At 46.6% G+C, this 11,646-nt stretch carries 11 protein-coding genes; all 11 read right to left on the bottom strand.

The features are described 5' to 3' along the window. Positions 1–1,106, bottom strand: a 1,106-nt coding sequence (gene alr, locus AAB400_01720) for an alanine racemase (GenBank protein MEK7648615.1), incomplete at its 3' end; no start/stop codon positions are given. A 9-nt stretch (positions 1,107–1,115) separates the two neighbouring features. Beyond that, positions 1,116–2,192: a nucleoside monophosphate kinase gene (locus AAB400_01715; protein ID MEK7648614.1), complete on the bottom strand. Its 1,077-nt coding sequence runs from the start codon at positions 2,190–2,192 to the stop codon at positions 1,116–1,118. Positions 2,193–2,262: 70 nt separating this feature from the next. After that, positions 2,263–3,492: a hypothetical protein gene (locus AAB400_01710; GenBank protein ID MEK7648613.1), complete on the bottom strand. Its 1,230-nt coding sequence runs from the start codon at positions 3,490–3,492 to the stop codon at positions 2,263–2,265. Positions 3,493–3,502: 10 nt separating this feature from the next. Next, positions 3,503–4,726 (bottom strand): ComEC/Rec2 family competence protein, encoded by a 1,224-nt coding sequence (locus AAB400_01705; GenBank protein MEK7648612.1) that lies wholly within the window; start codon positions 4,724–4,726, stop codon positions 3,503–3,505. Next, positions 4,723–5,803, bottom strand: a protein-coding gene (gene prfB / locus AAB400_01700; protein MEK7648611.1) for a peptide chain release factor 2 whose coding sequence is annotated in 2 segments (ribosomal slippage) — positions 4,723–5,736 and positions 5,738–5,803 — 1,080 coding nt in all. Because the reading frame shifts where the segments join, the coding sequence is not laid out codon by codon here. Before prfB ends, AAB400_01705 begins: the two co-directional genes overlap by 4 nt. A gap of 2 nt (positions 5,804–5,805) precedes the next feature. Then, complete coding sequence (locus tag AAB400_01695) at positions 5,806–7,059, bottom strand: trypsin-like peptidase domain-containing protein (protein MEK7648610.1); 1,254 nt, start codon at positions 7,057–7,059, stop codon at positions 5,806–5,808. 13 nt (positions 7,060–7,072) lie between these two features. After that, positions 7,073–8,107, bottom strand: a complete 1,035-nt coding sequence (locus AAB400_01690) for an NAD-dependent epimerase/dehydratase family protein (GenBank protein ID MEK7648609.1) — start codon at positions 8,105–8,107, stop codon at positions 7,073–7,075. Between the two features lie 14 nt (positions 8,108–8,121). Beyond that, on the bottom strand, positions 8,122–10,170 hold the full coding sequence (locus AAB400_01685; protein ID MEK7648608.1) for a S8 family serine peptidase: 2,049 nt from the start codon (positions 10,168–10,170) through the stop codon (positions 8,122–8,124). Between the two features lie 72 nt (positions 10,171–10,242). Beyond that, positions 10,243–10,575 (bottom strand): DUF86 domain-containing protein, encoded by a 333-nt coding sequence (locus tag AAB400_01680; GenBank protein MEK7648607.1) that lies wholly within the window; start codon positions 10,573–10,575, stop codon positions 10,243–10,245. After that, positions 10,562–10,852 carry a nucleotidyltransferase family protein gene (locus tag AAB400_01675; protein ID MEK7648606.1) on the bottom strand — a complete coding sequence of 97 codons (291 nt, stop codon included), beginning with the start codon at positions 10,850–10,852 and terminating at the stop codon, positions 10,562–10,564. Before AAB400_01675 ends, AAB400_01680 begins: the two co-directional genes overlap by 14 nt. A 342-nt stretch (positions 10,853–11,194) precedes the next feature. Beyond that, positions 11,195–11,503, bottom strand: coding sequence for an AbrB/MazE/SpoVT family DNA-binding domain-containing protein (locus AAB400_01670; GenBank protein ID MEK7648605.1), 309 nt, complete (start codon positions 11,501–11,503; stop codon positions 11,195–11,197). Positions 11,504–11,646: the final 143 nt, after the last annotated feature.

The following is an 11,646-nucleotide window of genomic DNA, read 5'->3' as shown; positions in this document are numbered from 1 at the left end:
TTGATATGTACAAGGAGCACCCAGGGGATCGTCTCGCAGATCTCTGCGCATTTTGAAATAGAATTTGGATCCTGAGGTTCTGCGCTATAGACAATCACATCATCTCCCCTCCGTACCGAAGGACAGTTGGTAGCGTCTATGGTTGTAATATTCATGCTGACCCGCCCCACAATGGGACAGGGGGCGCTATTGATGAGTACGACTCCTTTGTTGGACAATCGGCGATCCAACCCCTCCGCGTACCCAACCGGAATTGTTGCCAAAAGCATATCATGCGGGGCTTGGAACGTGCCGTTATAGCCAACGCGTGAACCTGCCGATACTTTTTTTACTCCACTTACGATTGTTTTTAGCTCGAGTACTGGCTGCAGTTCATGTATACTTGCTCCAGCCGGTATGCCGTAAATCCCAATGCCAACCCTCACAACATTTGCGTCAATAGATGGCGAATATGCACTTCCGGCCGTTGCAGCACAGTGAACAGAGCGAAGAGTTGGGATGCTTTGCCGAAAACGCTGCACTGTTTCATTCCACGCTTTAATCTGAAATTGCGTACTTAATTCATCGGCATTGTCAGCATCTGCCAAATGCGTTGCAATACCTTCGCATGAAATGTGTGGATTTTTTTGGATAAGGGTTATGCATTCGGATAGTTCTCCCAGCATGATCCCCTGTCGATGCATGCCGGTATCAATTTTTATATGTACTGTGATGTGGCGCTGCGCTCTCGCAGTAAGTTCTTGAAGCTGATCGAGACTCGTAATCAGATATGTCGTATTGGGTAGGTTGCTTTTGACGATTGTTTCGATGGGCGTATATCCAATAACCAGCAGCGGCGTTCGTATGCCTTCATTGCGAAGCACGAGCGCTTCAGCATAGGAATCAACGCAAAAAAACGGTGCTTGCACGCCTTGCAATACCGTAGCGACTTCCACAAGACCATGCCCATAGGCATTGCTTTTCAATACCGGTGCTATACCGCACGGCTGGCAACTTTTCTGGAATGCTTTGAAATTAGAAAGCAAGTGATCGCGATACACGCGCACTTCAACAAGCGGCTGATAGGAAAAACGGCGTTTCCGTAAAGCGCGAAAAAGTGCGCGCATAGAGCTTTCTTATTTTTGCAAAACGTTTGCTAATTGTTTGATGAGCGACAATACGACAGGTGCGGCCAACAAGCTGTGCACGTCATTGCCATCATCGTCTTTAATGATCCATGGCTTTTCCAGCACCTCAACATCGCCATTCTCTTTGAGGGCATAGACATACTCCGGAGTCAGTTCGTACGCATCCATGTTTTCTCGGGCAAACTCAACCGGTATGGCATTTCGCACAAGAATTTTGGGAATACCGTGAAGCAAAAATGCCTGTTCGATAAGTTTTTCATCGAGTTCAAGCCGCTCTCGGATAGATTCGATGCCCATTTCATCGCCTTCTTTCGCAACCATTCGTGCGCCATTGCATTTTTGATCATCGCACACCAAATAAAATTCTTTTTTCTCGCTATCCCATCCCACCTGCTGCGTTCGCATGAGTTTTAGGCTTCGAGGAACATGGCAGAGAGGGCAAACAACGCGCGCCTGCATGCGCGCAGCAAGTATGGACTCCGGAATGCTGATTGCAACAAAAATATCCTGGTCATCCCGATAATCCACAAGATCACGCAAGTACAGGGAGTACGAAACCTGATCGAGTTCACGCGGAAAGCCATCGATGAATATGGATTTTTTGTGCATTTTTGCTATTTCCATTTTTACCAACGTCAGGATAAATTCTGTTGGCAGCAGTGTTTTTTGGTCCCGCCCCAAAAGCGCGTTGATGGCATCATCGATCGAAATATATCCACGATAGTGCTTTTCGAGATAATCAACAATTTCTTGTTTTTTTACTTGATCATCCATGGCCAGATGGGCTGCCCGCACCACATCGCCAACCGATATATGACCAATCGCATCATCGCCAAAAATCTCTTTGAGCATTTTGGAGTATGTTCCTTTGCCTGAATTTTTCTTTCCAAGAAAATAGGAAATAAAACTATTTTTTTCGAGGTATTTTTTGATAACCGCGATCTCTGCGCCGGCTTTCGCTTCAAAATATTCTCTCCGTTCGGCGGGATTGGATAAATTAAATATTTTTGTTACTCCTTCAACTTTGGTTTTAAACAAAGGAAAATTTGTTTCATAGCTTCTCATAGGCTCTATGGTGATATCTTTTTATAAAAGTGTATGCGGCGCACTGCCTGAAAAAATAGCACACAAACCATTATTGCACAAGCCTAAGGAGTTTGCGTATCACATCAAAACGCTCCGCGCTTGTGGAAGCGCCAAATACTGCCACGGTTACCGCTCCGTGCTTGTTTATCGCCCGTCCGACAAAATTATATCCCGATTCATCTATGTATCCTGTTTTCCCTTTGATCGAAGACGATCCTACAAGAAGCGTATTGGTTGTAGTAACCGAATAGCTGCGTTTATGCCCTTTGATACGGTAAGAAGGCACTGAAAGCGCACTCATAATATCCTTTTGCCGAAATGCAAAGCCAGCGAGACGAGTAACATCTTCAACAGTCGAGACATTGCGGACATCAAGCCCGCTCGTATCAAAAAAAGTTGTATGGTACATCTTGAACCGCACAGCCTTGGCATTCATTTCTGAAACAAATGCTTTTTCGGATAATCCTGTAGAGCGCGCCAATGCCTTGGCAGCATTATTATTCGACCCCACGAGCATGCCCATGAATAAATCATAGACGCTAACTTCTTCTTTCTTTGCAAACGGAATGCGCGCCGGCTCTGCGTCATCAGATGGAAGGATTGCGATTTTTTTCTTCCATCCGGGGTTATGTTCCAAGAATACCAGTGCGGTCATGAGCTTGGTAATGCTTGCCGGGGGAGCTTGAAAACGCGCTTGCTTTGCAACAAGAATGGTATTTCGATTATCAACAACAAGTACTGCGTGAGCGCTATCCAGAAGTGATGATACGGTAACGCCGCCAATGCTTTTCTTTTCGGCAAGAACTGCAATGGGAGCAAATGGCAAGGGAGAAGAGGCGCGCAGAAGGTCGGAAGTAATGGGGCGGGATGCTAAGCGCTTCCAGCTCTGTGATTGCCGATCAAAGAAATAGATCGATGTCCATGGAGTGATCAGCGCCGGTTTCATTTCTATGATGAGGGGCTGCCGCATATCTGCGGGTACAATGCCGTGCGCATCATACACATAAATATCGCTTACAAATTCCAATGAAGGATCAATAGGAAAACGCTCTTGCGCTTCTTTCTGTGCAGCAACTGCTTCTATTGTCATTGTTGTCGGATGTAGTACCGCTTTGGGACGAAGCGTCACGCTAAAGCCTTCATCCGCGCTTACGACCCTATACCCCTTAACAATGGTCTCATTATCCAAAAACAGCGATATTGCGCCTTGTGCATAAGCATCGGAACACAAGAAAACAAGAGATGCGCATGCCAAAAAGAAAGAGAGAATGATGTTCATAAAGTACCGCTTATGATAGCGCACATGGCGCTTGGCGTCGAGTGGGCATGAACAACAGCATGCCAAACATGGCATAGGAACATACAACAAGCGCCAATAGAACAAGTGGATTGTAAATGGATACGGAAGCAAGCGGTATGGTTGATAGATGCGAAGAAACGCGAATCACATACTCTAGGGGTGCCCACACAAAAGCCCAAAGGTATGGAGCGCAAACGCTGAAAAACGGCACCGCAAACACTTCAAATACCGCAGAAATTCCAACACTCATTGCTCCCGCTGCCATAATAAATGGAACAAGGGGGACAATAAGAATATTTGCAAGCGGAGCAATAATCGAGACTGTTCCGAAATACCACAAAATAAGCGGGGCTGTTGCAGCTATTGCGGCAAGTGTTTGAATAAGGATTTGCTTTAGTCCGTACACATCCGGAAAACGCACAGACAGCAGTTCAAGATTTGGAGCAAGGTATATCAAGCCAATCATGGCGGAAAAACTCAATTGAAACCCGATATCAAAGAGAAGAAATGGATTACCTAAAAGCATTGCGGCAAGAGCAATCAATATGGCAGTGTGGCTTCGCGCGTTGCGACCTGCATATCTGGCTACCACAACCACTCCTCCCATAAGCGCTGCTCGCACTGTTGCAGGGCTAGCCCCGCTAAGGAGCGTAAATCCTGCGATTCCTGCGATGACAATCCCAATGCCGTGAGAACGCTTTATGCCAAAACCCAAACACAGTGCATAGAGGAGCGCCAAAAGAACCGTAATGTTATATCCTGATACGGCGACAATATGCGTAATGCCAATCCTATTGAACGACTCACGCATGCTATCCGGAAATGACTGCCGCGCTCCAACCAAAATGCCTCCCAAAAGCTGAGCATGCGCATGCGGAAGATGGCGCGCAATCGTTTCGAGAACGGAAGTGCGTACATGTGAAAGTGCCGCATCAATACCCGGTGCGTGTGGTTGTGGCTGATTGAAGCGTATTTGATCATGGGGCTCTTGCGCTATCGCCGCCGCATACAACCCAAAAAATAGAAATGATGCAATAAGAAATGCCACGCATGCGCTACGGTACTTGCACACCAATACTACTGCACTCACCATACCCAAAAATACGACATACAAAAGAAAGGGATTGAGAATACTTCTCAATCCAACGCCAATCGCACTGCCGCATACTAAAGCGATCAGACACCAGCGAAATATTCGCGCACGGTGTATCACACCGATGATGTCCTCAACACGGCTTCAATGAATGGCATAATATCCCCATCGAGAACTCCCTGCACATCCTGTGTTTCGACATGCGTCCTATGATCCTTTACCATGCGATAGGGGTTGAGTACATATGACCGGATTTGATTGCCCCATGCCGCTTCGTGGTACTCCCCGCGTAATTCTTTTTTTTCGCTCACACGCGCTTCTTCGATACGCTTGTGCAGCTTTGCCTTGAGGTAGCGCAGAGCTGTTTCTTTGTTTTGCAATTGGGACCGTTCATTCTGGCATGCAACAACAATACCTGTTGGCAGGTGTGTGATGCGCACCGCGGAATCTGTCGTATTCACGCTCTGTCCGCCAGCGCCGCCAGAACGAAAAACATCGATGCGCAAATCTTCCGGCTTGATTTCCACTTCGCTAAGATTTCCAAGATCGGGAACCACTTCAACAAGCGCAAAGCTTGTATGCCGCATTTTTTCCGCATCAAATGGGGAAATGCGCACCAAACGATGCACGCCCTGTTCAGCCTTGAGGTATCCATACGCATACTCACCCTTCACCTCGAATGTTGCGCTTTTAATGCCTGCTTCCTGCCCGTACTGCGTATCCATCATCACAACTTTCCACCCCTGCTGTTCGCAAAATCTGGCATACATGCGAAAAAGGATTTCAGCCCAATCCATGGCATCCGTCCCGCCCGTACCGGCATGGATTGCCACAAGTGCATTACGCACGTCATACGGATTCGAAAGGAGCGTAGATAGCTCTGCAGAGCGAAACCGCTGCTCAATATCTGTATACAAGCCTTGAAGCGATTCAGTATCAGCCGTATCGCCCGCACTCAATGCGGCAAGTGTTTCCGTGTCGCTTAACAACCGATCCCACAAATCGATTGTTTCCGTTGTGTGCGCAAGTTTTTGACTGATACCTGCAGCCCGTTCACGATCATTCCAAATCCCCGGCTCTTCCAAGAGCCGTTCAGATTCTATTTTTTCCGCTTTTAATTTCTCAAGGTCAAAGAAACCTCCGTATCTGGAGGATGTGTTCCTTCAGCTCATGAATTGATTCTTCAATGGTTGTCATACCTATTTTTTCTGTTCTTTAAATTCTTCGAGTTTCACGGTGAGTTCTTTTTCCTTGCCTTTTGACTCCACCACCACCTTCACCTCATCGCCGGGCGAGTATTTTGCGATTTCATGCGCCAATGAATGTCCATCATCGATTTTCTGTCCGTTCACTTTCAAGATAATATCCCCTTCCGATAACCCCGCCTTTTCTGCAGGGCTTCCCTTGATTACACCGAGTTCTTTCCTCTCTGCATTGCCAATGATCAGCGCGCCATAATCAACTGAAAGATTATTTTTTTCTTTTACGATGCTATCAACGGGGATATAGCGTACGCCAAGCCACGGTCGGATAATTTTCCCATTTTTTTTGACACTCTCCACTGAGCGTTTCGCAATATTGATGGGAATGGCAAATCCAATAGACTGGCCTTGGCTGTTCATTGCCGTGTTGATGCCAATGACTTCTCCTGCCAAGTTCAATAGCGGTCCGCCTGAATTGCCGGGATTGATCGCAGCATCCGTTTGGATGGCTTCTTGGATCGTTTCCGTTTCACCCATGCCATCCGATGCTTGAACGACGCGATTAATGCCCGACACAACGCCGCGTGTTACGGTATTTTTGTACTCGCCAAGCGTGTATCCGATTGCAATGACTGTCTGGCCGATTTGGATATCCCCCGAATCCCCCAGCATAAGTGCCGTCAAGGCTTTTGCATCTATTTTCACAAGCGCAAGATCATTCACAGGATCTTTTGCAAGTACTTTTGCCGGATACTCTTTGCCGTCATTGGTGATAACGGTGTATTCCGCCTCGTCATCGGTGATCACGTGGCGATTGGTTACAATGAGACCATCTTCAGATATGATAAACCCCGATCCGCCGCCAATACGCTGTTTGCCTTTCGGCGCATCGTTTTGCTCCCCGCCCTTCTGTTGATTGGGAGTAAACTTAAAATTAAACGGAAACCCGAATTCAAAAAAATTATCAAATGGCGCAATATCCGGCCCTGTGCGATTGAGAATTTTTGAAAGGTCTTTGGATACCACAATACTCACCACGGACGGAGACGTTTTTTTGACTGCTGCAATGACCGCTTCTTCTTCTGATCCGCGCAGTATGCTGGGTTTCTTCGTATCGCTCTGCAAGCTTTCAAACCCTCTCGTTACCGAAGCGGTCTGACTATAAAGATATGAACCTCCGTATCCGCCCACAAGACCAACGAGAAGGCTGGTAAGAATAATCACTGGCAGTGATAATGACGACTGCTGCATAGTGTGTGTGGTATTACCTTACTATTCCTTTGACTCCCCTCAATGATTTGAGGTAGTCTATCGTTTTTCGCAAACCCTCGTCAAGGAGAGTGACGGGAAACCAACCGGTTTCTTCTTTGACGCGCGTCAGGTTGGGCACCATGCATTGGCGCTCCCATGCCTCATAGCGACTCTTCAGCTTGAGATCGACATCACCAACTGATACTGTCGAACGCGAAGCAGTGAGAGAAAGTATTTTTGCCATGACTTCTTTGAGTGTATACTGGGAACCGTGACCAAGATTAAATGCACCGGTTGTATCGGTAAGCATGATCTTTTCCAGTGCATCAATGGCATCAGAAATATAGAGAAACGATCCGGCATCTAAATCTTTGGTGAGAGTAATAGGCTTCTGGGATAGCGCATCGGAGATAAGTTGGGAAATCATGCGCCCATCGTTGAGGTGCGTCTTAGGTCCATAGACACTGAACATACGCACAGTTTTGGCATCGAGCGCATGAACCGAACGGTACAGCTCTACCAAGCTTTCGGCAAAGCGGCGCGCCTGAATGTAGAATGCCAACGGCGAATCGTGCTCGAATGACCCCAGAAACTCTTCCGGGGGACGAAACTTGGGATCAGGCAGATTACCATACACAAGCGCATCAGAAACATACAGCATGCGTGCCTTGAAACCAAGAGCAACATCAAGCGCATTCCGAATGCCAACCGAATGCAGCATCATGGTTCCGAGCGGGTCGGCAAAATGCCAATCTGGCGACCCCGGCGAAGCAAGAAAATAGATTTGCTGAATGCCTGATTGTTGGAATTGGAACCGTTCAACGCCGTCCTGATGTTTCGAAAAATCAAGCGGAGTTGTGATATCGTGGCGGATGAATTCAAAATGCTTATCCGACAGCAAGTAATCAATATTACTCTCGTGCCCCGTGGAGTAATTATCTACACATACCACATTTGAGTGTTTGACAAGCGCTTCGCAGAGATTGGATCCTATGAACCCAGCCCCTCCGATAACAAGCACATTTTTTCGTTGTGAATATTCTGACATATTTTTATTTGCTATTACTCTATCATACCAAGATTCAGGCCGCCTCGCCAGCTTTTCGGCAACGCAAAGAATTGCCCGACTCGCCTACCGTCGGCAGTGAATACGAGCACCTGTGCGCCGCTTTTGCCCCGCGGTGCGACAATGATTTCCGGATAGGCGCCATTGCCCAGCTTTCCAATGCGAATGTTCATGCCCGGGACTATCCTGCCATAGGGAATAAAGCTGCCGACAAACCACCCATACGAAGTGAATACTTTCACTGCGTCCCCGCTGTCGGCCGGCGCTGTTGCAATTTCCGGGCTGCCGTCAGCATCCAAATCTCCTACCGCAATCGTAACTGCCTTCTCCGCTTCTGTGGGATATGCGTAGAATTGGTTGAACAGTTCGCCCATACCGGAATAAATGCGGATATCCCCTCCCCTTCCAGTAAGAGGGGTCACAAGGATTTCATCGCGCAAATCATTATTAAAATCTCCCGTGTACACTGCCAATCCCCCGCGATACGCCGCATCATATGCCCTGAACTCACTCTTCAGTCTGCCGCTCATATCAAAGATGCGGACGGTTGGGTCGCGCCCCGGCCCCGGAGTGGTAATAATTTCCTCGGTGCCATCACCATCCACATCACCGACTGCGCTCTGTACACCTCCTCTGAATGTTTTTTCGTAGGCAAAAAATTGAGAAACAAGCTGGAATTCCCTATCAAATATACGTACATGGGGTCCTCCTCGACTTGCGCTGAATACAAGGAGGTTGCTGCGGCGCGAAAACTGCACATCATAGGGAATGCGGAAAGGAGCAAATGGATAGAAACTCTTTTTTATTTTTTTTTGCGCTCCTCGGGCGTCAAATGCCATGAATGCTTCCCTGCCTGCCGCATCAAAAACAGCCAAAGGATACCTTCCGGGATCGCCTTCGTCAAAGGGATTCTGTTTTCGCGCTGTTTGTGTTTGGGAAATTGCAGCGCGCAAAGCAGAAGCGATATTGAGCCTTCCGCAGCCCAGCTGTCCTGCGTACTTTGGGTTGAGCGGCTCAACAGAATCGCAACCTTCACGTAGCGCGCGCTTTGTATCAAGAAGCGTTATGCGAGGATTGGCAGATTTCAACAATGCAATCGCACCACTCACAAGCGCCGTGGAAAGGGATGTGCCCGACCAGCCGCTTCCATAGAACGCATCGAACCCGGGATATTCATAGTTCACCGCCTGTGTGGAGTAGAGATCCATGCCAGGCGCAGAAATATCCGTACAGCTGCCGTAATCGGAAAACGGCGCCTTTTGCCCGATTGGGTCGAGGGATGATACGCCAATAACACCGTCGATATCTTTGTTGTAGCATGCAGGGTATACTGGGTAGCTCTGTCCATCACCGGTGATCTTGCGATCGTTACCGGCCGCAGCCACCACCATAATGCCTGCATCAGATGCGCGTTTTACCGCCGCTTTTAATAATGGGCTGTCGAAATCCGCCACAAAACTCATGTTGATGGCATCAACTTTTTTGGCCACACCATAGTCGATGGCACGAATCACATTCAATACTTCGCCGTCTCCTTTGTTATCCAATACACGAAGCGGCATGATCTTGGTTCTCCATGATATGCCAGCAATGCCGATTGCATTATTGCTTGCGGCGGCAATCATGCCTGCAATGATGGTGCCATGGTGAATAGCGGGAGCAAAATAATTCCCGCCAAATTTTGGTTTCACGTCGGGGATGTCGTTTACAAAATCCCAGCCGTTGATATCGTCCACAAGGCCGTTTTTGTCATTATCTATCTTATCTCCCGGCAGTTCTTCGGTGTTCGTCCAGATATTCTGTTTGAGATCGGGGTGCTCAATATCTACACCCGAATCGATCACTGCAACAACTGTTTGCGCAGAACCTGTCGTAAGTGTCCACGCATCATGCGCATTGACTTGCGTCAAATACGCCTGTTTTGACGTATCAGGATCGTTTGTTTGAATACCGGCGCGTTCTGCATGCACATCCAGCATGCTCAAGGGAAGCGTGGGCAAGGTAAGACTGATTATGAGAATAATTATGCTTCTTTTCCATACCATACATCAGATTATTGTAGTGCGTTTATAATGCTAAATATATCGCCACAGATCCCAACGGCAGCTTCCGGATGATCAATCCTGAAGAAGAGATTGAATGTCTTTTTTTAGGTTTGGAATATTCTCTTGAAGTGTATTCCAAACACGCTCAATCATAATACCTGCGTATTCATGTATCAAAACATCTCTCATACCTGCTATTTTTTTCCAAGGTATGGCTGGATAAGCCATTCGGAATTCATTATTCAAATTTTTAACCGCTTCACCAATAATTTCCAATCTTCGTAAAACCGCGTCCTGTGTTTTTATATCACTTTTGAATTCTTCAAACGAAGTAGCTGCCGTGTACGCTTCGATTTGATTGATACACTCAAGGATATCGTCGAGATACACTTTATTTTCCTTCATACACACGCACCTCATCTTTCAATATATCATCCCTGAATTGCGGTTTAAGGGATCCATATTCAACAAGATCAACTGGACGCCCCAATACATCCTCCAATTCCAATTTAAGGGCGATAAAATCAAATAGTGTTGTTTCCTGCGGAAGATCGACAAGAAGGTCAATATCGCTCATCGCATTGAATGTACCATGAACGACAGAACCGAATAGTCCGGCTCGTTTAACACCTGCTCGTTTTATGAAGGGAGTTATTTTTTTAATAATATCGCTGTGATTCATACAATAGTACCTTATCATACTACGCGTCTTCGTCAATTGCATGTATCAAGTTCCAATACTCACCGCTATTTTTTTCGGTCAAAGGGGCTTTTTTAAGATATCATGAGTACCAATTCTACGAAGGTACACCCTATCTCCATCGCGAGTAAAGGTAAAACGATACTGCATCGTCACACTTGCTTCCCAAATATTTCGAGGATCTTCCATCTTTTTGGTGCGAAGCGATGGATGAAATGGATTTGAAATAAATATTTTTAGCTTGTCATTAGTGCGTCTTTGGATGCTTGCAGGAAGGTGTGCGTAGTCAGAAGTCAAATGGCTTTGTTGTAATGACCTGCATAGTCATGCAGTGCCCCTACGTTTTGTTTTATTTAGATGCTTCAATAGCACTGCTGCCGATTTGAAAGGCCTCGAAACATTTCCTTGCTGAATAGCGGTATCAGCTTCGCGCTCCTTTGCTTGCCATTCCGGAGAATGAAACCACTCATCTTCTTTGGGAATAAGTTTTTTTGGCACTACATGCACTGAATGTTCTTTTAATTGAAATTCAAGATAATCACCAATGGCAAGATTTAACCCAAAAAAAATTTCTTTCGGGATAGTGACTTGGTGCTTTGGACCAATTTTTGTTGATATTCGAATTGGTTGCATAGTTTGTACTCTCCATTACTTTCTTACTATAAGAAAAGCTCTATGACTAGTATAATCTATCGGATTAAAGCTGTCAAAAAGCCCCTTACGTGAACCGTACCCCGAAAAGTGGACACGAAAGTGTCCACTTTTTGTATTTCTAG

The organism is Patescibacteria group bacterium, assembly GCA_038065255.1.
Lineage (GTDB): Bacteria > Patescibacteriota > Patescibacteriia > JACQRZ01 > JACQRZ01 > JBBTRI01.
Note: the sequence above shows the minus strand (reverse complement) of the source record. Positions and strands in the feature narration are given on the sequence as shown.

Excerpts from the sequence above, each read along its gene's own strand:
- AAB400_01685 (MEK7648608.1), bottom strand. The coding sequence starts at position 10,170 with ATGGTATGGAAAAGAAGCATAATTATTCTCATAATCAGTCTTACCTTG.
- AAB400_01680 (MEK7648607.1), bottom strand. The coding sequence starts at position 10,575 with ATGAAGGAAAATAAAGTGTATCTCGACGATATCCTTGAGTGTATCAAT.
- AAB400_01710 (MEK7648613.1), bottom strand. The coding sequence starts at position 3,492 with ATGAACATCATTCTCTCTTTCTTTTTGGCATGCGCATCTCTTGTTTTC.
- AAB400_01670 (MEK7648605.1), bottom strand. The coding sequence starts at position 11,503 with ATGCAACCAATTCGAATATCAACAAAAATTGGTCCAAAGCACCAAGTC.
- AAB400_01690 (MEK7648609.1), bottom strand. The coding sequence starts at position 8,107 with ATGTCAGAATATTCACAACGAAAAAATGTGCTTGTTATCGGAGGGGCT.
- AAB400_01715 (MEK7648614.1), bottom strand. The coding sequence starts at position 2,192 with ATGAGAAGCTATGAAACAAATTTTCCTTTGTTTAAAACCAAAGTTGAA.
- AAB400_01695 (MEK7648610.1), bottom strand. The coding sequence starts at position 7,059 with ATGCAGCAGTCGTCATTATCACTGCCAGTGATTATTCTTACCAGCCTT.
- AAB400_01675 (MEK7648606.1), bottom strand. The coding sequence starts at position 10,852 with ATGAATCACAGCGATATTATTAAAAAAATAACTCCCTTCATAAAACGA.